Origin of the sequence: Desulfoplanes formicivorans (genome assembly GCF_001748225.1) — a bacterium.
GTDB classification, from domain to species: domain Bacteria; phylum Desulfobacterota; class Desulfovibrionia; order Desulfovibrionales; family Desulfomicrobiaceae; genus Desulfoplanes; species Desulfoplanes formicivorans.
In genome coordinates this window covers 93730-119457 of the sequence record NZ_BDFE01000017.1, presented here as the reverse complement: position 1 = coordinate 119457, position 25728 = coordinate 93730, and the positions used below count along the sequence as shown (strand labels likewise).

The 25728-nt window shown below is 53.3% G+C and carries 20 protein-coding genes, 1 tRNA gene and 1 riboswitch; of the genes, 17 read left to right on the top strand and 4 right to left on the bottom strand.

Going from position 1 to position 25728, the window contains the following annotated elements; genetic code table 11:
• Positions 1-68: 68 nt before the first annotated feature.
• The 12 genes from DPF_RS14095 (at position 69) to pgl (ending at position 13676) form a co-directional block, all read left to right on the top strand.
• Positions 69-245: a hypothetical protein gene (locus tag DPF_RS14095; RefSeq protein ID WP_176724228.1), complete on the top strand. Its 177-nt coding sequence runs from the start codon at positions 69-71 to the stop codon at positions 243-245.
• Between the two features lie 29 nt (positions 246-274).
• Positions 275-1816, top strand: a complete 1542-nt coding sequence (locus DPF_RS09785) for a two-component system sensor histidine kinase NtrB (RefSeq protein ID WP_083254624.1) — start codon at positions 275-277, stop codon at positions 1814-1816.
• Between the two features lie 1310 nt (positions 1817-3126).
• Entirely contained in the window at positions 3127-3633 is a 507-nt protein-coding gene (locus DPF_RS09780) for a helix-turn-helix domain-containing protein (protein ID WP_069859494.1), read from the top strand.
• A gap of 536 nt (positions 3634-4169) precedes the next feature.
• Positions 4170-5048 carry a CheR family methyltransferase gene (locus DPF_RS09775; protein ID WP_069859493.1) on the top strand — a complete coding sequence of 293 codons (879 nt, stop codon included), beginning with the start codon at positions 4170-4172 and terminating at the stop codon, positions 5046-5048.
• Positions 5049-5082: 34 nt separating this feature from the next.
• On the top strand, positions 5083-6309 hold the full coding sequence (locus DPF_RS09770) for an HDOD domain-containing protein (RefSeq protein WP_083254623.1): 1227 nt from the start codon (positions 5083-5085) through the stop codon (positions 6307-6309).
• A 34-nt stretch (positions 6310-6343) separates the two neighbouring features.
• A complete protein-coding gene (locus DPF_RS09765; protein ID WP_069859492.1) occupies positions 6344-6820 on the top strand; it encodes a chemotaxis protein CheX in 477 nt (158 codons plus the stop codon).
• Between the two features lie 264 nt (positions 6821-7084).
• Positions 7085-8044: a glucokinase gene (locus DPF_RS09755; RefSeq protein WP_069859779.1), complete on the top strand. Its 960-nt coding sequence runs from the start codon at positions 7085-7087 to the stop codon at positions 8042-8044.
• Positions 8041-8757, top strand: coding sequence for a TVP38/TMEM64 family protein (locus DPF_RS09750; RefSeq protein WP_069859490.1), 717 nt, complete (start codon positions 8041-8043; stop codon positions 8755-8757). Before DPF_RS09755 ends, DPF_RS09750 begins: the two co-directional genes overlap by 4 nt.
• Before the next feature lie 60 nt (positions 8758-8817).
• Entirely contained in the window at positions 8818-10284 is a 1467-nt protein-coding gene (locus DPF_RS09745; protein WP_069859489.1) for a dihydrolipoyl dehydrogenase family protein, read from the top strand.
• A gap of 46 nt (positions 10285-10330) precedes the next feature.
• On the top strand, positions 10331-11245 hold the full coding sequence (gnd, locus tag DPF_RS09740) for a phosphogluconate dehydrogenase (NAD(+)-dependent, decarboxylating) (RefSeq protein WP_069859488.1): 915 nt from the start codon (positions 10331-10333) through the stop codon (positions 11243-11245).
• A gap of 14 nt (positions 11246-11259) precedes the next feature.
• On the top strand, positions 11260-12798 hold the full coding sequence (gene zwf, locus DPF_RS09735) for a glucose-6-phosphate dehydrogenase (protein WP_069859487.1): 1539 nt from the start codon (positions 11260-11262) through the stop codon (positions 12796-12798).
• A gap of 113 nt (positions 12799-12911) precedes the next feature.
• Positions 12912-13676 (top strand): 6-phosphogluconolactonase, encoded by a 765-nt coding sequence (pgl, locus tag DPF_RS09730; protein ID WP_069859486.1) that lies wholly within the window; start codon positions 12912-12914, stop codon positions 13674-13676.
• Positions 13677-13928: 252 nt separating this feature from the next.
• Here the strand turns inward: pgl and DPF_RS09725 are convergent, their stop codons facing one another.
• Both DPF_RS09725 and DPF_RS09720 read right to left on the bottom strand, forming a co-directional pair.
• Positions 13929-14909, bottom strand: coding sequence for a YheT family hydrolase (locus tag DPF_RS09725; RefSeq protein ID WP_069859485.1), 981 nt, complete (start codon positions 14907-14909; stop codon positions 13929-13931).
• 101 nt (positions 14910-15010) lie between these two features.
• Positions 15011-16336, bottom strand: coding sequence for an APC family permease (locus tag DPF_RS09720; RefSeq protein ID WP_231702166.1), 1326 nt, complete (start codon positions 16334-16336; stop codon positions 15011-15013).
• A gap of 394 nt (positions 16337-16730) precedes the next feature.
• Positions 16731-16828: riboswitch (TPP riboswitch) on the top strand.
• A 253-nt stretch (positions 16829-17081) separates the two neighbouring features.
• On the opposite strand from DPF_RS09720, the gene thiC reads away from it, so the two are divergent.
• Together thiC and DPF_RS09710 are read left to right on the top strand one after the other, a co-directional pair.
• Positions 17082-18386 carry a phosphomethylpyrimidine synthase ThiC gene (gene thiC, locus DPF_RS09715; RefSeq protein ID WP_069859777.1) on the top strand — a complete coding sequence of 435 codons (1305 nt, stop codon included), beginning with the start codon at positions 17082-17084 and terminating at the stop codon, positions 18384-18386.
• Positions 18387-18548: 162 nt separating this feature from the next.
• Positions 18549-18624: transfer RNA gene (locus DPF_RS09710), tRNA-Thr, on the top strand.
• Positions 18625-18759: 135 nt separating this feature from the next.
• Here the strand turns inward: DPF_RS09710 and DPF_RS09705 are convergent.
• Complete coding sequence (locus DPF_RS09705) at positions 18760-19506, bottom strand: N-acyl homoserine lactonase family protein (protein WP_069859484.1); 747 nt, start codon at positions 19504-19506, stop codon at positions 18760-18762.
• A gap of 210 nt (positions 19507-19716) precedes the next feature.
• On the opposite strand from DPF_RS09705, the gene DPF_RS09700 reads away from it, so the two are divergent.
• The 3 genes from DPF_RS09700 (at position 19717) to DPF_RS09690 (ending at position 25127) form a co-directional block, all read left to right on the top strand.
• Positions 19717-20820: a DUF6398 domain-containing protein gene (locus DPF_RS09700; RefSeq protein ID WP_069859483.1), complete on the top strand. Its 1104-nt coding sequence runs from the start codon at positions 19717-19719 to the stop codon at positions 20818-20820.
• Positions 20821-21188: 368 nt separating this feature from the next.
• On the top strand, positions 21189-23633 hold the full coding sequence (locus DPF_RS09695; RefSeq protein WP_069859482.1) for a sensor domain-containing protein: 2445 nt from the start codon (positions 21189-21191) through the stop codon (positions 23631-23633).
• Between the two features lie 189 nt (positions 23634-23822).
• Positions 23823-25127 (top strand): pyridoxal phosphate-dependent aminotransferase, encoded by a 1305-nt coding sequence (locus tag DPF_RS09690; RefSeq protein WP_069859481.1) that lies wholly within the window; start codon positions 23823-23825, stop codon positions 25125-25127.
• 98 nt (positions 25128-25225) lie between these two features.
• Here the strand turns inward: DPF_RS09690 and DPF_RS09685 are convergent, their stop codons facing one another.
• Positions 25226-25669, bottom strand: a complete 444-nt coding sequence (locus DPF_RS09685; RefSeq protein ID WP_069859480.1) for a DMT family transporter — start codon at positions 25667-25669, stop codon at positions 25226-25228.
• Positions 25670-25728 lie beyond the last annotated feature (59 nt).

The window sequence follows — 25728 nt, the reverse complement described above, 5'->3', positions numbered from 1 at the left end:
GATATGCGTTTTCTGCTTGATGGATGCGAATGTTTTTCATGCCTTGTACACATTATCAGGACTGAATCATGCAACAAAATAACGAACTTGGTCAGGCTGTCATGCGCGGTCTTCTTCTGGGCGGTTCCATCGGTCTTATTGCCGGATGGTTCGGCATGCATCCCCTGCGCGCCCTGCTGACGGGTTTTGTGTGCGGTATTCTGGCCGGAGTAACCAAATACCGTTTGGACAACCGGAAACCATGACCCCGTGACCTGATCCAAGAGCTCTGACCATGACCGACACGATGAACACGAACAGCATGGGCAAAAACGATTTCTGTTTGTGGGAAATTGAAGACTTTGAATTTCGTATCGGTCTTCTGGGGACCGGTGCCGGATTCACAACCATCCTTGATCTCATAGCGTCCAAGGAATATCAGGACTTTCTCCCTCCCTTGCGTCTTGTGGCCATTACCCTTGCCAGCCAGGATAATGCCCCGTCAAAACGCTCCTATGTGCAGAGTCTCAATGTTCCCCTGTATACTTCATGGGAAACCATGCTGGACAAACATCCCGACATCAACCTGCTGGTGGATGTTTCCGGATTCAAGTTCAAGTCCTCCCAGATACGCAAGGCTCTGCCGGACAGTGTTTCCTTTCTGGACCATGACACGTCCATTTTCTTTTGCGGTTTGCACAACATGTTTCAGACGGCTTCCCACTGCAAGGTGGATCTGAATCGTCATCAGACCCTGCTGGACGCCATCATCGGGAACATCCGGGAGGACATCCTTCTGCTGGACAAGGATTATCGGATAGTGGACCTCAATGACAATGTTGCCCACAGGATCAGGAAGAGCAAGGAAGATATTGTGGGCAAGCATTGCTGGGATGCCCAATCATTACCCGGGGGCAGTCCCTTTTGCTCCAGAAGGGATCCCCAATGTCCGGTGGCAACCACCCTGTTCACCAAGCAGAAAGCCGAATCCCTCATTACCCGTGTGAGTGAGGATGGGCACCTGCTGTATTATCGCGTCTATTCCTATCCCATGTTCAATGCCCAGGGAGAGCTGGCCCAGGTCCTGGTCATGCGCAGGGACATTACCTCGCGCACGCACAAGGAAAAGCAGGCCCAGGAAAAGGAAAAACTGTCCATCATGGCCTCCATGTCCATGTATCTGGCCCATGAAATCCGCAATCCCCTGTGCGTTATTGGGGGGTTTACCAAATCCCTTCTCAAATCCCCCCATCTTTCGGAAAAGGAACGCTCCAAAATCCGGATCATTGATGAAGAAACGGGCAAGCTTGATGCCGTGCTCCAGAATATCCTCAATTTCACCCGCCGGGATGCCAAGGAATTCGGAGAAGTGGACATGAACGAGGTGGTCAAGGAAACCCTGGAATTGATTGACATCGGCTACAACCTGCGGGGACATACCTTTCATGTGGAACTCAAGGATGATATCCCCATGCTCAAGGGTAAGATGGATATTCTCAAGCAATGCATCTTGAATATTGTCAAAAATGCCATGGAGGCAACACCGGATGGGGCAAGGATCGATATCACCACCGGCTTTGACCAGGACAAGGTGTTTGTGGTGATAGCCGACAAGGGCGTGGGCATGTCCGAAGATGAGATCGAAATGGCGTTCAGCCCTTTTCATACCACCAAATCCAAGGGATATGGTCTGGGGCTTCCCATGATCCGCAAGGCAGTGGAAGAGTTCGGAGGAACCATTGACCTGCAAAGCCAGAAGGGAGTGGGAACCACTGTCACCCTGGCCTTTTCCCCCATACTGGAGCTGGACGAATCCCCATCCATTCTGTCCGTCTGATACAGATACCTTGATGCTAGCAGGGAATACCCCGACCAGATCAGGCCGGGGTATTCCTGTACCCCCGGTTCGGGTGGACAGCTGACACCTTCTTGACCACATCATCCATTGGGTCCGCTTCCCAAATGTTCAGGCCTCGCATCCGATTATTGGCAACCGGATGCGAGGCCTGAACATTTGGCCGTCTGGGTGCTGATGCGCGATCAACGAGCCGGCCACACTGCAGGGTCAGCAGCCAGACATGGTGACTTTTGCAAATATGGTGATCATCCGGATCAGCGCACCCCCAAAACAGACAAAATGCGCATGACAACCATCCTGTTTTGGGGTGGAAAAATCATGCGTCTCTCCCAGGTCTGTGCAAAAACATAAAGTAAAGAATGAACAAAAAAGGTTTATGAAATTTCAAGTAAAAGATTGGGTTTTCAATCGGGACAATGTCACCAACAGATACCGGAGACAAGAAATGGAGGCACAATACAGATAAGCGTTGTACCAGGGTGAGTCACAAGCAAAGCGTGTCAAGAAAAATATATTTCTATTTCAAGATGTTAGTTTTTTGAATCCATGACTGCAACATACCTGATCCTGCGCAACACAACCACGGAGACGGCAGGCTGTTTGTCCATGCGCTGTCAGAGAAAAGTGGAAAGCTCAGGGAAAACCCTGTTAAATCAGGATTTTTGGGTTAACTAATCGAGATTAAATTAAGTTAATATCTCAGGATTGATTAACTCATACAAGCAGTTTAAGTTAATAAGATTAACAAGGCTGTTGGATATACGCTTTTCAACCGGAACATGGACTTGGTAATCAAGCCTCTATCAGTACCCCGTGTCTTTTGCCAATGGCAATCTGCCAGCAGAAAATCGGCATGTTTCGGGGAAATACTTTCAAAAAGTTCAAGGAACAGGTAAACAGATAAACTTAAAGCATCAGGTTGAGTTTTCCATTAACCCACCCGAATACCTGTGCAAGGCAAGGCACTGGAAAATGCTGTGAACCAGGACATGTACCACCTGATTCATTGTATGGGAGATCCATTGACTGGCAGACAGATGGTCGGTCATCAACCTGGAGCACCAGACGCTTTGGTGTTTCTGTCAAGGCAGACCGCTACGGACAAACAGACCGAATTAAGTTAATCAACCATCCTGTCCCAGGTTAAATTCATGCGCTGAATTAACTATTTCCAGTCTCCACAGATAAATCATATTTTTAAGTTGATAAAGTTAACTTTTTGAGATAGACAAACGCCACTTATCCGTGATTGCATTTGTGCACTTCTCCTTTAGCTCTCTGGCAGTACCATGACCAATACTTCCTTTTATCAGACCTGGCAGCGGATGCTTGGGGCCATTAATGCCCAAACCGATTCAGCCCTGGCGAAATTTCTTGCCATCACACCTGCCGGCGTGAGCAGCGTGAAAAAGAAACAAAAAATTCCTGAATCCTGGTTTGAGAAGATCTGTCGGGAAACAGGAGTGTCCCGCGCCTGGCTGGTTGGCTCGGAACCGGTCCAGCAGGCCGACGACCCACTGCCCTCTCCTCCCTCGCGGACATCTGGGGGACGGGCCGCGCGAATCCCACGCCACCCTGCTCCCAAGCCACGTTCCTTTGATGTGGCTGCCATTATTTCCCAGGCCATTGAAATCCTCGAGTCCCAAACCGAGTATGCCGAATCCCTGGAAAACATTATCAATGCGCTGCACCGAGCCATGCTCACGGAAAAGCAGATGGATTCCCTGAGCAGCGAAATGCTGGAAACATTTGCGGCCTTTCAAAAGCGCCAGGCAAAGGGTGAACGGGTTGGATGACACCAGATTGTGTGTTAGCATCATTGATCTGTGTGGTACGTACCGACGTTGGATATCTGGCAGCATCCGGTAGACGGGGCTGTGACGAACACCAGGGGGCTCCTTTTGTGTTCCAGTTTAAGACTCATGCAGCACGTGCAGGTACCTGCAGCCGGTTTGGGGCGCACCGTAATTTTTAGATCTTTTTTGACGAAATGATGATCAGCCACAAAATATTTTCAATTATTCATTTAATACTTTAGGTTTTAAATCTTCATGAAAGACTTGAGATTTCCGAGTTCTCATTTTTTATCGCATTGAAATGGTTATAAATATTTTGAGTCGCCCTGTTCACCTATTTCGTGCCTATCCTATTGGCGATGTGCTTAGGCCGCCCGGTCCTGACCACAAACATGTGCCAAAACCACTGCAGTCGGTTCTGTCTCTAGGCTGCGGAGGCTAATAATGATTTACATTGATGATCGGTTCCTCTAAATGATTGTGTGTTTTTTCCATATCAATTGGGAATCGACATATAACAACCAGCGGAAAAGAACATGTCACTTCTTTCGTCTTCTCCCATAAGCCTACACAAAACACCTACCATTACTGACGCCGAATTTCGTAATTTACGGGATTTTATTTATCAGCGGACAGGGATTCATGTTTCTGAACGTCGAAAGTATCTTCTTGAGACACGGCTTGGGACCAGGCTCAAGGCACTTGAACTGCGCAATTTCTCGGAATATTTCCAATATTTGACAGCATCACCCCATCGCACAAAAGAGCTGGAACTGCTTTTTGAAAAGATTACCACTAATGAAACAAGTTTTTTTCGAGATATCAGGCAGCTTGATGTTTTTAAGACATATGCCCTCAAACCTGTTCTGGATGCCCAGATCAAGTCAGGCAACAAGGAGCTTAATATTTGGTGTGCTGGCTGTTCTTCAGGAGAAGAAGCCTACACCCTTTCCATCATGCTGTACGAGGTGTTGAAGATGTCCATCATTGGCTGGAAAATCAGCATCTTTGCCAACGATTTGTCCGCAGCCATGATTGCCAAGGCCAAGCGCGGATTATACAGCGAATATTCCCTTCGTAACACTCCCAAAGAAATCATTGATAAGTATTTCATACCCGAGCCAGGCGGTTTTAAGGTTCATCCCAAGGTACAAAAATTTGTCACCTTTCAGATGCTCAACCTTAACGACACCTTGGCTATCAAGCGGATTCCAAGATCACATTTTGTTTTTTGCCGCAATGTTATCATCTATTTTGATGATGTCATGAAACGCAAGGTGGTCAATCAGTTTTACGACAATCTTTTGCCCAAGGGGTATTTGATTATCGGTCATTCCGAAAGTCTTCACAAATACGCTCGTTTTTTTATCCCCCAGGCTAATCCCGGTGGGATCATATACCAAAAGGCAAAATAACTCCCACTTGCCAAGTTCGAAACGGAGGGCAGTTGTGCATAAGATCTGTACAGAACATCTCCAGCCTGAAATGGTCTTGGCCAAAGATGTTCCTGGTGCCGACAACAGTACTTTGTTTGCCAAGGGACGTTTGTTAAGCGATGACGATATAGTCATGCTGCGAGATTTGGACTTGGGGTACGTGTACATTGCATCACGAGGCAAACAAAAGGACCACGAAGATTTGTTGCGGCGTTGTGACGAATATACGTATCAATTTTTCATGTACGTCAATCCCGAGAGCAATCTTTTCAATGAATTGTATCGTCTTAGTTTGAGCAAGGTGCTTGCGGAGGCTTCTATTAATTGGAATCTTCCCTGTGCCAAGGATTTACGCGCAACCGATGTTGAATATATGCGCGATCTTTTTTTCAAGGGTGAAGGCGTTCCCGAAGACATTGTTAGGCATGAAACATCCCTGGTTTCGTTTCCAGACATTTATTTCAAGATCAAGGATCTCCTGGAAAGCCAGGACTGCTCGGCATCGGAACTGGCTAAGATCGTGTCCACAGATATCGGCCTTTCAGCGAAAATATTGCGATTGGTAAACAGCTCCTTCTACAATTTCAGTTCCACAATCGATTCCATAGACAGGGCTATTTCCCTTGTGGGCAACAGGGAAGTCAGCACCTTGGCTCTTGGTGTTTCCGCAATCAACTTCTTCAAGGACATCCCCCCGGAACTCATCGACATGCGCGTCTTCTGGCGGCATAGCTTGAGTTGTGCCATCTATTGCAAACTCATTGCCTTGGTCATGGGGCATTCTGGAGAAAGATTTTTCACGGCGGGACTGCTTCATGATGCCGGAAGATTGATCATTTTCAAGAATATGCCTTATGGTTCGGTTCAAACCTTGTTGACAGCACGTAGCGAGATGCTACCCTTGGTGGAGGCGGAAAGACAGGTTCTAGGCTACGATCATACTCAGGTGGGCGACCTTCTTTTTAGGGAATGGCAAATGCCTGAGTTTTTGCGGGATATTGTTGCAAATCATCACGATCCAACAAACGCTGGGGATCCTCAAAACGCAGCCATTGTCCAATTGGCCGACAATCTGGCCAATGCTATGGCCATTCCCTCAGGTTCCACGTTTGTTTTGCCAGGGATGCAAGAAAATGATTGGAAGCTACTGGGTTTACAAGGGAGCCAACTTCAGGAAATATGTAACGAGCATGACCGCTGCATTGAGCAGGTTTTGAAGGCGTTTCTCACAAATAGTTAAGAACAACTCTATTGTCACACGTAAATGACAGACCATGTCTTCTTATAATGTTAATTTTATAAATCCGTTGCTTGACGCCGTATTAAAGGTGCTTTCGACCATGGCAGGGGTCGAGGTCAAACCGGCTACCCCATATCTAAACAAGAACGGCAAAGCCGTTGGCGATATTACCGGGCAAATAGCCATTGAAGGATTTGCCCAGGGGGTCATTGCTGTCAGTTTGAGCAAATCCGTTATTTTGAAAATCGTCAACAATATGCTTTTTGAAAATTATACGGAAATCAACGACGACATTGCGGATGCCGTAGGCGAGTTGACCAACATGATTTCCGGCCACGCTCGCAGCAGTCTCTCTGAAATGGGCATGACCTTTCAGGCGTCAACTCCATCGGTGGTCACGGGCAAGGGTAAACCCATTGCCCATATTCCGGCTGCCCCCATCTTGAGCATTCCCTTTACTTCAGACGATGGTGATCTTGTGGTGGAGATCAGTCTGGCCGATCCCGAATAATCCCCTTTCCCTTCCCTGCTGACGTATCTGCAGTCCAGGTACGCTGTTTTTCCAGTCCATGGAAAAGCATGTCCTGTCCGCGATCCGGAAACATGACCGTCCCGCTTGCTTTGCCCTGAACACCTCTTGTCCCGGGCATCCCTGCCATGGCTGGCTGGGAACCCTGCCTTTTCCCTTTTTGCACTTCAGCTCTTGTGCCAAAGAGGAAGATTTGCCATAACCGGATACATGCATCCATCAGTCGCCAACCCCATCGGGCTCCCCATGCAACCCACCCCTTGTATTCTTGCCGCCGACATCGGCGGAACGTTCAGCCGATTCGGATGGTTCGCAATCCGCAATGGTTGTCTTGAATGTATCGAACATCTGCGGTTGCGTACCGCAGACAGCGCGTGTTTCAGGGATATGCTCCGGCATGTCAGTACTTCCGGTCCTGAGGGGGACATCCGGCTGGCCGCGTTTGCCGTGGCTGGTGCCGTTGAGCCCGGTGGTGGTGTGCATCCGCCCAACATCCCGTGGGACATGCACCGGGACATGATTGCCGCCTACTTTCCCAGGCATATTCTGCTCAACGATTTCCAGGCCCAGGCCTTTGGTTGCCAAACTCCCCTGGCCGACCATGCCATGTCCATCCAGCCGGGAGTACCCGATCCTGATGGCGTGCTGGCCGTGTTGGGCGCGGGTACAGGTCTGGGCCATTGTCTCCTTGTTCCCGACGGACATGGGGGCCACGTGGCGATTGCGTCCGAGGCGGGTCATGCCGCTTTTCCTCTGTATGGTCCTCATGAGGCTGACTACCTGGATTTCCTGCGTGCACAAACGGGTCAGGACTATCCGGTGGGCGACATGATTGTCTCGGGTTCCGGGTTGTCCATGCTCCACGCCTTTTTGAACGGCCCCCTTCTCTCCCCTGCCGAGGTGGCCCGGCATTTCCACCGGTTTCCCAACACCCTGGAGTGGTTTGCCCGGTTTTACGGCAGGGCCTGCCGTCAATACTGCCTCAATGTTCTGCCCACACGCGGGCTGTTCATTAGCGGAGGCCTGGCCGCCAAGCATCCTGAAATGATTGCCCACCCCGCATTTATTGCGGAATTTCTCCATGTCATGAATTATCGGGATTTTTTGAAAAACATCCCGATTGTGTTGAACCGTGATGAGGACATGGGTCTTTGGGGAGCGGCCGAGTGTGCACGGCAACAACTGCACAAGGAAGGCAATTCATGAGCGGACTGCCTGATACGACCTCGCATGCCTGGAAAAAATATGTCATTCTCGGAATAGGTGTTGTTGGGGTGGCCCTGTTTTTCGCCCTTGACCTCAACGACTATCTGACCCTGGAAACCCTCAAGCAGTCGCGGCAGACCCTGAGGGATCTGCAGGTGACCCATCCTTTTCTGGTGGGCATGGGCTATTTTTGCTTTTACATTGTGGTGGTTGCCCTCAACCTGCCTGGGGCTACGGTCATGACCCTGGCAGCCGGCGCGCTTTTTGGTTTCTGGATGGGCTCGATTCTGGTCTCTTTTGCCAGCGCCATAGGCGCGACCATTGCCTGTTTTGTGGCCAGATACCTGTTTCGTGATCTCATCAAGATCAGGTTTGCCCGGACCCTTGATAAAATTGATCAGGGCATTGTTCGTGAGGGGGCCTTGTATCTGTTCACCCTGCGGCTCATCCCTGTTTTTCCCTTTTTTGCCATCAACCTGCTCATGGGGTTGACCAAACTCCCCCTGTCCCGTTTTTACTGGGTCTCCCAGCTGGGCATGCTCCCGGGGACCATGGTTTACGTCAATGCGGGCCGGGAACTGGGCAAACTGGAATCCCTGCAGGGTATTCTTTCGCCTTCATTGATCATCGCCTTCGTCATTGTGGGACTGTTTCCCCTGGCAACCAAGAAAATCATGGCCTTTGCCCGCAAAAAGTCGCATGATGATACGTAATCCACTTTCTGACGGGTGGGTTCATGCCCAACTGGTGGGTAATCGAACGGAGGAACAATTATGGCATCGTATGATTATGATATAGGCATTATTGGCGGGGGCGCTGCCGGGCTGACCGTTGCCGCAGGTTGTGCCCAGGTGGGAGCCAAAACCATTGTGGTGGAAAAAGAAGCAGAACTTGGTGGCGATTGTCTGCACTACGGGTGTGTGCCCAGCAAAACCCTGGTGCATACGGCACGGGTCTATCACCTCCTCGGACAAACCCGGTCCCTGGGGTTGCCCGCACTGGACGTTCCTCCGGTGGATTTCAAGCGTATTGCCCGACGTATCAGGGAGGTCATTGAACAGATTCAAAAGCACGATTCCAGGGAACGATTCTGCAAACTGGGAGCTGCCGTGCACACGGGCAAGGCGACCTTTGCCGACGAGCACCAGATAATCCTTGAGGATGGAACCCGACTCTCTGCCGACAAATGGGTGGTGGCCACGGGATCAAGTCCTGCACGTCCGGATGTACCCGGACTGGATGAGGTGGATTTTCTCACCAACAGGGATCTTTTTTCCCTGGAAAGCCTGCCCCAATCCATGATCATTCTGGGCGGCGGTCCCATTGCCGTGGAAATGGCCCAGGCCTTTGCCAGACTCGGCACCAGGGTAACCATCATCCAGCGCAGTGCCCAGCTCCTTTCGCGCGAAGATCCGGACATGGCGGCCATCATCACCCGGTGTCTGGAAGAGGAAGGCGTGCTGGTGCGTACGGGCCTGGCCATAGCCCGGGTGAGTGCCGAGGATCAGGTCATCCGGGTCAAGGCCCGGGATGGGCAGGGGAAAAACCTCCTTTTTGAAGCTGAAAAACTCCTGGTGGCCCTGGGACGAACACCCAATATCATGGATTTGGGACTGGATCAGGCAGGGGTGGACTATACCTCCAAGGGCATCAACGTGGATCAGCGACTGCGCACCAGCCAGTCACATATTTATGCGGCCGGAGATGTCACAGGCAGGTTTTTGTTCACCCATGCAGCCGGGTACGAAGGAGGCATTGTGGTGTCCAATGCGGCCTTTCACCTGCCCCGCAAAGTCGATTACACGTTCATGCCCTGGTGCACCTATACGGACCCTGAATTGGCAGGGATCGGTTATACGGAAAATCAGGCCCGGGCCAACAATATACAATACAGGGTGATCACGGAAACCTTTGCCGCCAACGATCGTTCCCTGGCCGAAAACAACACGACAGGCCTGCTCAAACTTGTCCTGGACAGTAAAGATAAACCCATTGGCGTCCAGATCATCGGTCCCCATGCCGGGGAACTTCTGGGCGAGTGGGTGGCCTTTTTCAACGCAGGCATGAAGCTTTCCACCCTGGCCGCTTCGGTCCACCCCTACCCCACCCTGGGCGAAATCAACAAACGGGTTGCCGGGTCGTATTTAGCACCCAAGATTTTTTCAAAAACTGTAAGTAGAGCTTTAACTTTCTTTTTTCAATTCAAGGGAAGGGCGTGCCCCCTGCCCGAGGATAACTAGGAAACACGGGTAAGGGGACAACCTTTGTGCGCAATAGGAGGATGGCATGGATATAGGGATAGTCGGGCTTGGCCGCATGGGCATGAACATTGCCGGACGTCTTCTGGGTGCAGGACACCGAGTAGTTGCCTGGAACCGAACCCATTCCAAAGTCGAGGAAATCGTTACACAGGGGGCGATCCCCTGCGAACGACTGGTTGACTTGAAGACACTGCTTCCTGTTCCCCGTATCGTCTGGATCATGCTTCCTGCAGGGAATCCAACGGAACAGATCGTCAACTCCCTGGCCGAAATCCTTGAACCCGGGGATATGATCATTGATGGCGGCAATACCAATTATCAGGACGATCTCCGTCGTAGTCGGTCCCTGAATACGCAACAAATAGCCTATGTGGATATTGGTGTGAGCGGCGGCATTTGGGGGCGAAAACTCGGATTCTGTCTCATGGTGGGAGGAAACCCTTCGGACTTCGAGACCCTGATGCCCATTCTTGATGACCTGGCAGCCCAGGACGGCTACATGTTCTGTGGCGATCACGGCGCCGGGCACTTCGTGAAAATGATTCACAATGGCATCGAGTACGGGATGATGCAGGCCTATGCCGAAGGCTTCAATCTGCTTGAGCATTCCCCGTATGGGCCAACCCTTGATTACCAGGCCCTGAGTCATTTGTGGAACCAGGGCAGCGTGATCCGTTCCTGGCTTCTGGAACTCGCTGAGCAGGGTTTTGCCGATGATCCCAAACTGACCAAGGTGCGCGCCTTTGTGCAGGATTCTGGCGAGGGGAAATGGGCGATTCAACACGCCCTGGCCTCATCGACTCCGGCTCCTGTATTGACCATGGCCCTGATGGAGAGATTTAGGTCTCGTGAAGAAAACAGCTTTGCCGACAGGCTCCTGGCCACCTTGCGCAACCGGTTCGGGGGGCACGCCGTGTTCCCGGCTGATTCCGAAAAATGATTCCGGAGGTGCTCATGTCCAAACAAGCCACCGACATCACCTTTTCACAGGTGGTTTCCGATGGGACCAATCAGGACTGCATGCTCGAAACCGTCAAGGATCCGTTGATTCTGGTCATTTTCGGGGCAACCGGCGACCTTACCGCACGCAAGGTCTTTCCGGCCGTGTACAATCTAATGCGCACCCATACCCTGCCCCACCCTTTTCTGATTCTGGGCATAGGACGATCCGAGCTGACATCGTCCATGTTTCAGCACAACATGCAGGCTGCTCTGGCCAAAACGCACAAGGTGGATCCCTCAGCCTGGGAGGTCATGGCCCGGTCCATTTCCTATCTGCAGATGGATTACACCCGTCCCCAGGATTACGCCAAACTCAAACGCACCCTCAAAGCCCTGGATCCGGACGGACGGACACAAGGCAACATCCTCTTTTATCTGGCCGTGCCCCCGGACAGTTATGCACTTATTGCCGAACAGCTTGGCAAAGCAGGTCTGTCAAGGGAATACGTCAAGGGCAATGGGCGCATCAGCCTTGTTGTTGAAAAGCCCTTTGGCAGGGACCTCGAGTCGGCCAGAAAACTGGACAGGACCTTGCACACATGGTTTGAGGAGCATCAGATATTCAGGATTGATCATTACATGGCCAAGGAAACCGTGCAAAACGTTCTCATGTTCCGATTTGCCAACGCCATGTTCGAACCCATCTGGAACCGGAGCTATATTGATTACATTGAAATAACCGCCTGGGAGTCTCTGGGCGTGGAGCACAGGGCCGGGTATTATGACCGGGCTGGTGTTTTGCGGGACATGTTTCAAAATCACATGATGATGCTTCTGGCCCTGTGTGCCATGGAACCCCCGTCCCTTTTCGAATCCGAACGGGTGCGTGACGAGCGTTCCAAGGTTTACAGGGCGATGCAGCCCTTTCCCGTGGACAGAATCGACCAACGACTGGTACTGGGCCAGTATGCAGCAGGCATCATCAACGGTCGGCCCGTGCCCGGCTATGTGGAGGAACCCGGAGTGGATCCCCGATCTCTCACTCCAACCTATGCCCGAATGAAGGTCTTTATTGATAATTGGCGCTGGCAGGGCGTACCCATGTTCCTCACCTCGGGAAAACGCATGGCCGAAAAACGGACCGAGATCGTGATCCAGTTCAAGGAAGTCCCCTGTTCCATGTTCCACCGCATTCTCGGCGATCATATTACTGCCAACCGCCTTGTCCTGGGCATTCATCCCAACGAATGCGTTGACTTGACCTTTCAGACCAAGGCCCCGGGAACCCGCGTGTGCCTGCGGCCCGTGAACATGCACTTTGATTATGCCAAGGGATATGGAGGGCCCCTGTTCGACGACTATGAAAAAATCCTTCTGGACTGCATGCTGGGCGATCAGACCCTGTTCTGGAGACAGGATGCCGTTGAATTGTGCTGGGGGTTTCTGACACCCATTCTGGAAGAATGCGATTGTCCGGACCGCAGAAAGACCATTTATCTGTACCGGGCAGGGACCAACGGACCGCAGGAGGCCCAGCGCATTAAACCGTGATCATGCCTGCCCTCTGTCCCTTTTGGCCGGTGCCGGGGGTCTGACTTCTGCAGTCGGACAACCCGGCCCATCATCAGGAAATTTGGTATTGCTGAATCATCCCGGAGTACACCATGCGCATCCCCTCATCCTTGCAACGCCTTTCCTTTTCAAGCTCCGAGGCCATGGTCGATTTTGCCAGTGACCTCATTGCCAGGCGCGCCCAGGAACATGTGGTTGCCAACGGCATCTTCCGCCTGGTTCTTTCCGGCGGGACCTCGCCTCTTCCCTTGTACCGGCGCTTTGCTGATACCGCGAATCCTCCGGACATTCCCTGGGAGCAGACCGAAATTTTCTGGGGGGACGAACGCATGGTGGATCCGGAATCAGAACACAGCAACTACGGACTTGCTGCCTCGATTTTTCTGAACAAGGTGCGGGTGGCGCAACGGAATATTCATCGCATGCATGGCGAGTCCAAGCATCCCGAACTGGCCGCTCAGAACTACGAATACACCATTGCCGGCTCATTCGGACTGCCGGCCTTTCCGGCAGCCTGGGATCAAAGCGGCCCTCTCATGTTCCCCAGGTTCGACATTGTCCTTTTGGGTATGGGTCCGGACGGGCATACCGCTTCCATTTTTCCGGGTTCCCCGGCCCTTGATACGAGACGGTGGGTTCTTCCGGTATCCTGTCCGGAAATTCCTCCCCGTGTTCCCCGCCTGACCATGACCGCTCCCCTGCTTTCATCAGCCAGGACCGTGATCTTTCTTGTGGGGGCCAAGGGCAAGCAAGCAGCCCTTGAACGGGTCCATGCATCTTCGTCTGGTCAGCGAACATGGCTGCCAGCAGGATGCATTGGCGCGGAAAAGGAGCTCTTCTGGCTCATTCTGCGATAAACAAGCCGGATCTTGTCCTCCAGCAAGCAGGTGCACCGGCTCCATTCCCCCTTGCCATTGAACGTTTTCCCTTGAACGGCATGAACAGGGCCGTTTTGTCCGGTACCTGCTGCATGGGGTAACCGGACCCGGGCAGGCATTCCGGCCCGGTCATGGCGGCATGCTCGAACGTACACCTCCATGAAGCTTCCCTTTGGTGATGCGCTCCTGGGAGCGCCCTCACACCGCCAGATCCTGCAGCCCGCTGCTTGTTCAGCCCATAAGCTGCTGCATAAAGGCGCATGCCCGTTTTTCCATCCAATACACATTGTCCCTGCCGGGAAGATGAAAACCCACATGGCCTCCATATGGCGGTATTTCAAGATACAGGTTCGGGTTGTTGGTGGCGCATGCAACAGGATAGCAGGAAGGGGACATGAAAGGATCATCCCGGGCCTGAACCAGCAGACACGGGATGCGGATGGTCGGGAGAAAGGGCTTGCAGGATGCCTTGGTGTAATAATCAAGGGCATTGCGAAAGCCGTGGATGGGAGCCGTGTACCGATCATCGAACACGGAAAAGGTCCGAATGCTGTCCAGCCCTTTTGTGTCGATCATGCCGGGAAACATGGCCGCCTTGGTCCGAACTTTCTGCCTGAGCCCTTTCATGAAATATTCCATGTAGATCCTGTTTATCGGCCTGTCCATGACCCGGGCAGAACCCTTGAGGTCGCAGGGTACGGAAAAGACGACCGCCCCCCTGACCTCCTGGGGAACCATGTCGGGTTCTTCCCCGAGATACTTGAGGGTCTGATTGCCGCCCATGCTGAAGCCCACAAGCAGAACGTGCTGATACGTGCCCTCTGTGAGGGCATGCATGATCACGGTATGGAGGTCATCGGTCACCCCGCTGTGGTACATGCGCAGCAACCGGTTCGGTTCCCCGGAGCATCCCCGGAAATTCAGACACACGGCATCGTACCCCATGCGGTTCATGGCCCTGGCCATGCCCAGGGGATATTTCTTGCGGGCATTTCCCTCGAGTCCATGGCTGATGATGACAACGGTATCCGCAGGTTGGCGGGAACCACGGTGCACATCGATGTCCAGGAAATCACCATCCGGTGTTGCAATGCGTTTGCGCAAGGGCCATGTTTGTGGCGTGGGTCTGAACAGGGTGGGGTAAACCGTGTGAACATGGCCGTTGGTCAACGGCCAGACAGGCTTGTAGGCAGGAGTGGGTAAAAGAGGCATGGCAGGATGGGGGATAGAGATGAACGAAAAAGGGTTCGCATGGAATCAGATCCCATGCGAACCCCTGATGTGGTTGAAAACGCTACACCATCCCGGGAAGACTACCGTTTGGTACCCTTCATGAGCAGGTATCCAAGAACCAGAATCACCAGGGAAATGATCAGAAAATGCATGAACATGTCCTTTTGGATGGCTCCCCAAATAATGTAGAGGGAGCCGGCACCGGCCATGAGGGGGCAGGCGTAGCGGCTGAATCCGCCAAGATTGGTGAAGGTCCTCATGACCCATATGTAGATGGAAATGTAGATGACATAGAGAAAGGCAATGGGCAGTTCGGAAATGTCCATGAACTGACCCCACCATCCGGCAAAGTTACCGTACCAGACAACCAGCCACATGCTGGAGAGGATATACCCGAACAGGGCCGAATGGATGGTACTGTTGGTTCTGGGATTGACAACGCTGAAAAACTCGGATTTCGGCCCCAGATTCCGGGAGGCAATGGAGTACATGCCCCGGGCCGAACCCATGATCAGTCCATTGAGGGTCCCCAGACAGGAAATGATGACAAAGATCGTGAGCACGGTTCCGCTCAACCGGTCGAATATGAGGGCAATGACCCTGACGGGAGCGGCATCGCCTTCGGCCAGAACCTGGTCGTTGGTCAGGACCCCGGAGATACCCATGTAATAGAGCATGTAGAAACAGACCACGGCAATGGTTCCAACCACCAATGCCCTGGGAAGTGTTTTTTTGGCATCCTTGAGTTCGGCGTTGATGGACGTGGCAATGATCCATCCTTCATAGGCAAAGGCCGTGGACAAGGTGGCCACGGCCAACCCTCCTCCGCTGGAAACGGTTTGGGCGGCCTGAGCGAAATTGGCAATGGTCTGTCCACTTTCAATCCCGACAACTCCGCCGACCACGGCCACCAATGCCAGGGGAATCAGCTTGATGACCGTTGAGGTAACCTGCCATTTTCCGGCCAGCACGGGCGAATAGTAATTGAGCAGGAAGAATCCGGTCAGATATACGAAGGAAATCATCCAGACGGCCTGGGGCATGGCCAGAAGATTGGCGGTATAATTGGCAGAGACCCAGGCCAGAACAGCCACAAGTGTGGGATAATAGATAAAGGTCATGAACCAGGCGACCAGGTAGCCGGCCTTTTGACCGTAGGCTTCTTCAAAATAATCGACCACGCCATTGACCCGTTCGATGCGCGTGGCAATTTTCGAAAACACATACGCGGTGACGACCATGATTGATCCCCCGATCAACCATGCGAAAAGCGCCGTGGGCAGATCACCGCCCGAGGCCTTGAGAACGTCATCCGCCTTGAAAAAGACCCCCGATCCGATGACAATGCCCACAACCATGGCGGTTGCGGTCCAGAATCCGTACTTTTTCTTCAAATTTTGCATCATGCAGTCACACCTGTTGTTGGCCTGGACGACTTTCACTTCGGTTGTAGCAGCAACAGGACTGTTCCATTTCTTTGCCTGACACAAAAAATGTCAGTACCTGTATCGCATTTCCCGTGCGCCGAGCAGGGACAGGCAAGGGACACCAGTGTGAAACAAGCAATCCAGAGTGAGAGACAAACCAGAAAACGAATCGCTTACCCGCCTTGCTGATTACAACAAGGTCATAAATCGGACTTTTTGCGCTCATCCGGAAGGAATGTCCAGTATATTTTTCCCGGGACCATGTTCATGGCCACGGGTGCACGCGCTTGTTTTTCCTGTGAATTTCAGGAATTGCGCCTGATTTGCGTATCCGGAACCATCTTTACAACAGCGTGGCGTCATGGCATGTTTTTGCTTTGGCTAGGGGAGCCGCAAGGCTGAGAAGGGCAAGGCCCGACCCTTGGACCTGATGCAGGTAATGCTGCCGTAGGAAAGCCGGTTGAAGACATTTGCATGCCATGAACCGGACTTGTCGTCAGACAAGTCTTTTTTTTCGGAAGGTTCCGAAAAAATCGCCCCCCTGCCCTGTCTTGCACGACAGTTGTGGCCGCCCTGCTTCCTGCGGGTCGTTGGTGGCACCTCCTTTCCCGTTTCTCCTGAGCCATATCCCCCGTTTGTGCTGCACACCACCCAACCGGGCACATGTCCGTTCATCCCCGGCACCCGTGCAACAACCCATCCTCTCACTTTTCAGGAGTTTCCAATGAGCTTCACCACCCAAATGGACGCCGCCCGCAAGGGCATTGTCACCCCCCAGATGCAGACCGTAGCCGCCAAGGAAAAGGTGCCCATGGAAGATCTCATGGATCGCATGGCCAGAGGTTCCGTCATTATCCCGGCCAACAAGAACCACGCCAGCCTGCAGGGCGAGGGAGTCGGCGAGGGGTTGCGGATCAAGGTCAATGTCAATCTGGGCATTTCCAAGGATTGTCAGGATATGGAGGCCGAGCTTGACAAGGTCAGGACCGCCTTGAGCATGCACATCGAGGCGATCATGGACCTGAGCTGCTACGGCAAGACCGCACCATTTCGCAAACGGCTGGTGGACATGTCCCCGGTGATGATCGGCACCGTGCCTGTTTACGATGCCGTGGGCTTTTGCGACAAGAATCTGCGGGACATTACAGTGGATGACTGGTTCAGGGTTGTTGAGCAGCATGTGGTGGATGGGGTGGATTTCTTGACCATTCATGCCGGGCTGAACAGGGCCACGGCCGAAAAGATCAAAAAGCAGCAACGGATCACCAACATCGTCTCCCGCGGCGGTGCCCTGCTTTTTTCCTGGATGGAACTCAATGACGCAGAAAACCCCTTTTTCCAGCACTATGATCGTTTGCTGGATCTGTGTGAACAGCATGATGTCACCTTGAGTCTGGGAGACGGATGCCGTCCCGGGTGTCTGCACGATGCCACCGACGCCTCCCAGGTCCAGGAGCTGATCTCCCTTGGTGAGCTGACCAAACGGGCCTGGGAACGCAATGTCCAGGTGATGATCGAAGGACCGGGGCATATGGCCATGAACGAAATCCCGGGGAACATGATGCTGGAAAAACGGCTCTGCTTTGGCGCGCCCTTTTATGTTCTCGGCCCCCTGGTCACGGATGTGGCCCCGGGGTACGACCACATTACAGCGGCCATTGGCGGCGCCATTGCCGCCCAGCACGGAGCCGATTTCCTGTGCTATGTCACCCCTGCCGAACATTTGAGATTGCCCAGCCTGGACGACCTGAAGGAAGGGATCATGGCCACGCGCATTGCCGCCCATGCCGCAGACATTGGCCGGGGCATTCCCGGAGCACGCGCCTGGGACGATGCCATGGCCAAGGCCCGGGCCGACCTGGACTGGGAGACCATGTTCCAGCTGGCCATGGATGACAAACGTGCCCGGGAATACAGAAAATCCTCCATGCCCGAACACCAGGATTCCTGTTCCATGTGCGGCAAGATGTGTGCGGTCAGGAACATGAACCGGATTCTGGCAGGCAAGGATATCCAGCTTGACGATTGATCGGGAAAGAAGCCTGGAGAACAGGCATCATAAGTCCTGTACCTCTTTCAGGCCGTGCAGCGTGTTTGTCACTCATCGGATGATCGGCAGATTCACGGAATTGTGGCCATTTTGTGCTTGACCTGGGGTGCTGTCTTGGCTATCAGCTTTTTTCCGATTTTTGCCGGGCTAGCTCATCTGGTAGAGCAACGCTCTCGTAAAGCGTAGGTAGTCGGTTCAAGTCCGATGCCCGGCTCCAGAATACCGAAAAGGGTGCGATAATCTTATCGCACCCTTTTTTCATAGGTTTCAACGGAAAAACAGGAATGGGCTTGGCCGACCGGTTTGCGTATCGTACAGCAGGAATCAAAACGATGCAGGACCCGGCTGGTCGTTATCCGATGGGTTCTCCCGTGGCAAATGAGGGTTCGTGCAGGGGAATGAGGATGTCTGCCTGCTCCTTGATCTTCTTGACCATGTCATAGGCCGCATAGGTATTGATATGGGTTCCCGGGGGGATGACCTCCATTTCCATGCCCGTGATGGCCGGCGGCGGGAAAAAGTTTTCCATGATCAGACAAAAGCCCGTGATAACGGCCGTGCCCCTGGCCGTCTTGACGAACACGCTCATGCCTCCGGGAGTGTGCGCCGGGGTGTGGACCATGCGGATACCGGGCACGATCTCCCGATCCCCGGTGAGCACCTCGATCTGTCCGTTTGTTTCCACATCCTCAATATAATCCTCCAGGTATCTGAAATCCAGGGGATGGGGGTTGTGGATATGTTCGAGTTCCTTTTCATGGACATAAAAGCGGGCCTTTGAACACTTGTAGTCATTTTCGCAATGATCATTGTGCAAATGGGTGTGAAGGACCATGTCGATGTCCTCGGGCTTGAGATTGAAGCGCGCCAGTCCCTGTTCAAAGGTGTAGATGCGGCCGCCAATGGCCTCTTCCCGCTGGGCGGACTGGATGGGATGCATTTCCCCCGTGTCCACCAGAATCGTGTGCTCCCCGCCCTCCAGATACCACGCATAGATGGGGATGGTGAACGGCTTGCCGTAGTCATGCTGGTAGGTCATCATCCCCTTGTCAAACTGCTTGGTCCCCAGAACAATGGGATGGATGCGATAAACACTCATGAAACGCTCCTGGTTGTTGTGCTGATTTTGGATATTGGGCACCGGAATTTTTTTGTCGAGGAAAGAGCAAAATGGTTGAGGAGAACCCCCCTTGGTGCCCCCCTTTATTTTTGGGAGCATACAGGCTAGGAGAGCACGCTTTGCGCATGGCATGCCCCCCGGGTCCGTGCGCACGAGACTCTAGAATCAAGCAACCCATGGAGTGATCACGTGGCCTCGAAAGGAAAACGCAAACAGGAAAAAGCCTTAAAGCGACGTCTCCGCAAAAAAAACAACGCCATTCCGGTCCTTGACGACCTTGGTTCCTATTTTACGGAATTTCTCCTCAGATCCGTGTACCTCTACAGCCTGCGCCATGGCCAGGAGAGTATTCCCCAGGTGACCGCACGCATCAAGGAACTGGTCAGTGAAAAACGATTTGACAAACTTGCCCTTTTGCTCGGCGTGGACAAGATGCCCCGGGAAAAGGCTCAAATTCTGGCCTATCGGGCCATGGCCGCCCAAGATCCGTTGCGTGCCCGACAATTGATGCTCAAGGCATTGGAACTGGATCTGTCCAATATGGATGCCCTCATGTGGCAGACACGGCATGATTTTGAGACATCCCAAGGGGATTGTGCAGAAATCCTGGGAAGGATGCAAGCCATCGTTGATCTTGGGGCCCGCATACACGGTCCCCAAGTCAACAACATGCAGGGCAGACTGCATGAAATTCCCATTGCCCGCCCCTATCTGCGGGCCCTGAATACCCTGTTCACCACCCTGATGGATTGCAAACAGGGCCAGGAGGCCCTGGCGGTGGGTCAGCAGCTTCTTTCCCTGTGTCCTGGGGACATGTTTGATATCCAGAATCGCGTGAAGGCCCTCAAGGACCGGCTGGGCATGGCCCGAACCGATGCGGCAGAAGACGATGTGGAACGTCCGGTTGATGCCCCACCCTCTGGCACGCTTTCCTCCCTTGACCCGGAACGGGCCGTGGTACTCGAGGAGATCAGCGAGCTTTTGAAGGATTTTTGCCAGCACCGGGAAAACACGGATTTTACCGCCTTGACCCTGAAGGCAGCCTCCCTGTTGTGCCAGGACCCATCCTGCCCGGTGCACAGGGGCAAGCGTGCATCCTGGGCCAGCGGAATCGTGTACGCCCTGGCCCAGGTCAACGGCATGATCGGTTCATCAGGCCAGGAATCGTTTCAGCCCGTCCTGATCCATACCCATTTCAAGGTTTCCTCGTCCACGACAAGCAAAAAATCCACCCAGATTAAAAAGTTTTTGCAGATCGGTCCGGATAATCCCCAATGGCTGCTGGACAGCTAGCCCGTCTTTGCACAGCAGGTCCTGGACAGTCCCCAGGAAAAAGAGGCAGATACCCCTCTGCCTGCATGTGAAAGCAAACCATCTCCCTTTTGCGGCAGCCTGCCCAGGCATGATGTGCGGGCTGCCGCTTTTCCGTTCCCATCCACGGTCCTGCCGTCTGGTGACATTCCTGGCAAACTCCGATGACAAAATGGTAGTTGCATCTCCTGCCCCATGGGCATGCCACCCTTGTGACAATAATAAAAAAGGTTTAAAATCATTTAGTTGTCAATTTGTGGAGCATGCATTGATCGACTTGGTCAGTCCCTTGCTAAGTATCCATCTCATCATGCATGAACCTTTGTAAAAACCATCCTCCAGAGACCTCCATGGAATACCTGTCCTACCCCAAGGATATTTCTCCCCTCCTGAGCCAAAAAGCCTTTCTTGCCCTTTTCCATGCCTCGCCCTGCCCCATTGTGCTCCTGAATGAACCAGGCTGCATCCTGAAAGCCAATGAAGCCTTTTGCGCCCAGTTCGGCTTCACATCCACCGCCATCATTGGCAAGAATCTGAATTCCCTGTTTCTCACGGATTCCCAAAGGGAAGAGGGCGAACACGTGGACACCACCATTGCCCGGGGCATGCCCGTGTACAAGGAAACCATCCGGCACATGGCAGACGGCACGCCCCTTCAGGTCCACCTGTCGGCCATACCCATCATGCATGCTGGCAGGCTCATTGCCCGCATGGCCGTGTACTGGGATATCACTCCCTTGCGTACAGCCGAACGCAAGTACAGGGACATCTTTACCCATTCGGTGGAAGGGATCTTCCAGACCACCCCCCAAGGCAGATATCTGGAGGCCAATCCGGCCCTGGCCCGGATCTACGGGTATGACTCCCCCGAGGAACTGATCAACGATCTTCAGGACATCAGCAAACAGCTCTATGTGGATCCCGGCAGGCGGGATGTTTTTCTGGAACACATGCGTACCCGGGGCCGGGTTTCCCATTTCGAATCCCGTATCCGCCGTAAGGACGGAACCATCATCTGGATCGCTGAACACGCCAGGTCGGTATATGATTCGGAAGGAAAACCACGGTATTTCGAAGGGGCGGTCGTGGATATCACTCAGCGCAAGCATGCCGAGGCTCTGCTTCAGGCCAGTGAAGAGGAATACCGGACCATCTTCGAGACAACAGGCACGGCATCGGTGATCCTTGAAAAGGATGAACGCATCAGCCGGGCCAATTCGGAATTTTTCAGGCTGACGGGATATGGACCCGACCACATCTCCCAGGGGTTGTACTTTGAAGATATTGTGGCCCCGTCCGACAGAAAGCATATCCTTCATGCGGGAACAACCGGACCGGAATATTGCCTGACCCAGACAGGACCTCATGAGCTTTGCATCAGAACCATTGGCGGCGACATCCGGGATGTGGTGGTCACAGAAGCCACTCTCAGCGGATCCCACCGCAAGGTGGTCTCACTGCTGGACATTACGGAACGCAAGAAGGCCGAGCTCATGCTCAGGCATCAGGCCTTTCACGATCCCCTGACCAATCTGCCCAACCGCTTTCTGCTCATGGACCGTCTTGAACACGCCATTCGGCGCGCCAAGCGGGGAAACAACCATTTTGCGGTTCTGTTCATGGACATGGACCGGTTCAAGCTCATCAACGACAGTCTGGGCCATATCATTGGAGACAGGTTGCTGACCCACATGGCGGCCAAGGTCCGCTCCTGCCTGAGGGAAGAGGATACACTGGCCCGATTCGGGGGAGACGAATTTGTCATTCTTGCCGAGGACCTTCGCGATCCCCCGCAGCCCGTACGCATTGCCCAGCGCATTCTTCAAGGTCTGCAGACGCCCGTGGAGGTCAACGGCAACACCATCCATATCAGCACGAGTATCGGGATCGTCCTGGGCTCATCGCGTTACATGCGTGCCGAGCAGATCATTCGGGATGCGGATACGGCCATGTACAGGGCCAAGGCCATGGGCAAGGGGTGTTATGCCATTTTTGATGAAGACATGCACACCATGGCTGTCCAGCGACTGGACATTGAAAATGAACTCCGCAAGGGGATCAAACACAGGGATTTTGTTCTCTATTATCAGCCGATCATCAACCTGACCGACCAGTCCATCATTGGTTTTGAATCCCTTGTGCGCTGGAATCATCCCCGCAAGGGCCTTGTGGGACCCGACGAGTTCATTCCCATTGCCGAGGAAACAGGACTCATCGTGCCTTTGGGCGAATGGGTGCTTTTTGAATCCTGTCGACAGATGAACGACTGGCTGCAGCGCTTTCCCTCCCACCAGGAGATGCTCATTCATGTGAATGTTTCGGGCATCCAGTTGAAACAGGCCGGATTCCCGGACCGGGTCCGCACGTGTCTGCAGACAACCGGACTGCCTTCCCGTTGCTTGAAGCTGGAAATCACCGAAAGCATGCTCATGTCCCTTGAAGACAGGGCCGTGACCATTCTGGATGCCATCAGGAAACAGCACGTCCAGATCGGCATTGATGATTTCGGAACCGGGTATTCCTCCCTGAGCTACCTGCACCGCTTTCCCGTGGATACCCTGAAGATTGACCGGTCCTTTGTGCTGGGGTTGGACAAGAACAACGACAATGCCAAGATCGTCAAGGCGATCATTTCCCTGGCCCATGCCCTGGGCCTCAATGTGGTTGCCGAGGGTATTGAAACGGCCAGACATCTGACAATGCTTGGCTCCATGCGCTGTGAATATGGACAGGGCTACCATTTTTCCCATCCCCTTCCGGCGCATCAGGTAGCGGGAATGCTGGGCCGTGCATGAAGAAGGGTACATTTGTTTTGGGGATACCAGCACCTTCCTGCCAGCATGGCCCGGTTTTTTTCTTGCCCTTGGTCCCGGTGAGGACTAAAGAGCATGGCCACGTCAGCAGTACAGGGACACTCCGAGCCGGATGGGACCGACCCGCCGTGGCCTGTTCATTCCTATCATTCCTAACGACAAGGCCGTATCATGCGTAGAAACATAGAACACGTTGGATGGGGACAACTCAGCTATGAAATCAGGGGAATCGTTGCGGTTGCCCATGAGCTTCAGAGCATGGGCGTGACCATCACCTGGGAGAACATAGGAGATCCCATAGAAAAGGGGGAAAAACTTCCCGTCTGGATGAAGGAGATCATCAAGGGACTGGTGGATGAAGACCGAACCTATGGGTATGTGGCCACCGAAGGTGTCTGGGAAGCCCGGGCGTTTTTGGCCGAACAGGTCAACAAACGCAACGGATACACCATGACCCCCAAGGACATTGTTTTTTACAACGGTCTTGGAGACGCCGTGGCCAAGATTTTCGGCTTTTTGCGCAGGGAAGCCCGGGTCATTGGCCCCTCACCCGCCTACTCCACCCACTCTTCGGCCGAGGCGGCCCATTCCGGTTATGATCATCTGACTTACGAGCTCAACCCGGACAACCATTGGATGCCCGATCTCCAGGACCTGGAAAACAAGGTCAAATACAACGACTCCATTGCCGGGCTGCTTCTGATCAACCCGGACAATCCCACGGGCGCGGTCTATCCCCGGGATATTCTGGAGAAGATGGTCGATATTGCAAGACGTTATGATATTTTTGTCATCTGCGATGAAATCTACGCCCATATCGTGTTCAACGGTGCCCAGACCTGTCACCTGAGCGAGGTCATCGGCGAGGTTCCGGGCATGGCTCTGCGCGGCATTTCCAAGGAATACCCCTGGCCGGGTGCCCGGTGCGGTTGGATCGAGGTCTTCAACCAGGACAAGAATCCCGCCTTTCAGAAATACATAGCCAGCCTCTTGAACGCCAAGATGCTTGAGGTCTGCTCCACCAGCCTGCCCCAGTATTCCATTCCCCGGGTCATTGGCGATCCCAGGTATCTGGACCATCTGGAACGGCGCAAGAAAATATTCGAAGCCAGGGCCAACGAGGCCTTTGATATCATCAATTCCTATGATTACATCCATGTGACCCGTCCCCAGGGGGCCTTTTACATGGCCGTCCTGTTCGACGAGGGCGTGCTCAATGACCGTCAGACCCTTGAGGTGGCCAACCAGGAGATCAGGGATTTTGTGGAAGAAAAGGTCAAGAACGTGGCCGTTGACAAACGTTTTGTCTATTACCTTCTGGCTTCCGAAGGCATTTGCGTGGTGCCCTTGAGCGGGTTCTGCTGCCACAGAAACGGCTTCAGGATTACCCTTCTGGAAACCGATGATGACAAACGACGCTCCACCTGGCACCGCATCGGCAAGGCGGTCAAGGCCTATGTGGAATCAAGCCGTTAAACCAGATTCCCATAAGATACGTACAAAAAAAGGAGGCTCTCAAGCCTCCTTTTTTTGCATCTGTTGGTTCCCGGTGCCAAGGGGAGATAAACAGGCGTTTAAAATTTTTTGATGAGCACCACGCCCACAATGAGAAAGATGACCCCCAAAACCCGCCAGGGATTCAGGGTGTGCTCGGGAAATCCCAGAATGCCATAATGGTCAAGGACCAGGGAGGCGAGCATCTGGCCGGCAATGAGATAGGTGAGCATGTTCACCGCCCCGAGACGGGGAGCCACAACCACCGTGACCGTGACAAATATGGCCCCCAGAAGACCACCGGTCCAGTACCACCAGGGAACCTGGGCCACGGTGTGCATGGTGGGAAAGGCAAGACGGCATGCCAGGCACCAGCCGAGCAGGGCCAGGGTGCCCACGGTAAAGGAAATGAGGGAGGCCATGTACGGACCGCTGGTCACCTCGGCAAGCAAAGAGTTGATGCCGGGCTGAACGGGCATGAGACAGCCCGCAACAATGGTCAGAAAAATGTAGAAAAGATCCATGAAAAAAAGCGGGTTGAGGTGGGTAAACGTGCAATGATTCCTGCCGGGTCATGCACAAG

What these genes read in the sequence shown, in the direction of transcription:
- DPF_RS14095 (WP_176724228.1), top strand. Translation starts at nt 69, where the DNA reads ATGCAACAAAATAACGAACTTGGTCAGGCTGTCATGCGCGGTCTTCTT.
- DPF_RS09785 (WP_083254624.1), top strand. Translation starts at nt 275, where the DNA reads ATGACCGACACGATGAACACGAACAGCATGGGCAAAAACGATTTCTGT.
- DPF_RS09780 (WP_069859494.1), top strand. Translation starts at nt 3,127, where the DNA reads ATGACCAATACTTCCTTTTATCAGACCTGGCAGCGGATGCTTGGGGCC.
- DPF_RS09775 (WP_069859493.1), top strand. Translation starts at nt 4,170, where the DNA reads ATGTCACTTCTTTCGTCTTCTCCCATAAGCCTACACAAAACACCTACC.
- DPF_RS09765 (WP_069859492.1), top strand. Translation starts at nt 6,344, where the DNA reads ATGTCTTCTTATAATGTTAATTTTATAAATCCGTTGCTTGACGCCGTA.
- DPF_RS09755 (WP_069859779.1), top strand. Translation starts at nt 7,085, where the DNA reads ATGCAACCCACCCCTTGTATTCTTGCCGCCGACATCGGCGGAACGTTC.
- DPF_RS09750 (WP_069859490.1), top strand. Translation starts at nt 8,041, where the DNA reads ATGAGCGGACTGCCTGATACGACCTCGCATGCCTGGAAAAAATATGTC.
- DPF_RS09745 (WP_069859489.1), top strand. Translation starts at nt 8,818, where the DNA reads ATGGCATCGTATGATTATGATATAGGCATTATTGGCGGGGGCGCTGCC.
- gnd (WP_069859488.1), top strand. Translation starts at nt 10,331, where the DNA reads ATGGATATAGGGATAGTCGGGCTTGGCCGCATGGGCATGAACATTGCC.
- zwf (WP_069859487.1), top strand. Translation starts at nt 11,260, where the DNA reads ATGTCCAAACAAGCCACCGACATCACCTTTTCACAGGTGGTTTCCGAT.
- pgl (WP_069859486.1), top strand. Translation starts at nt 12,912, where the DNA reads ATGCGCATCCCCTCATCCTTGCAACGCCTTTCCTTTTCAAGCTCCGAG.
- DPF_RS09725 (WP_069859485.1), bottom strand. Translation starts at nt 14,909, where the DNA reads ATGCCTCTTTTACCCACTCCTGCCTACAAGCCTGTCTGGCCGTTGACC.
- DPF_RS09720 (WP_231702166.1), bottom strand. Translation starts at nt 16,336, where the DNA reads ATGATGCAAAATTTGAAGAAAAAGTACGGATTCTGGACCGCAACCGCC.
- thiC (WP_069859777.1), top strand. Translation starts at nt 17,082, where the DNA reads ATGAGCTTCACCACCCAAATGGACGCCGCCCGCAAGGGCATTGTCACC.
- DPF_RS09705 (WP_069859484.1), bottom strand. Translation starts at nt 19,506, where the DNA reads ATGAGTGTTTATCGCATCCATCCCATTGTTCTGGGGACCAAGCAGTTT.
- DPF_RS09695 (WP_069859482.1), top strand. Translation starts at nt 21,189, where the DNA reads ATGGAATACCTGTCCTACCCCAAGGATATTTCTCCCCTCCTGAGCCAA.
- DPF_RS09690 (WP_069859481.1), top strand. Translation starts at nt 23,823, where the DNA reads ATGCGTAGAAACATAGAACACGTTGGATGGGGACAACTCAGCTATGAA.
- DPF_RS09685 (WP_069859480.1), bottom strand. Translation starts at nt 25,669, where the DNA reads ATGGATCTTTTCTACATTTTTCTGACCATTGTTGCGGGCTGTCTCATG.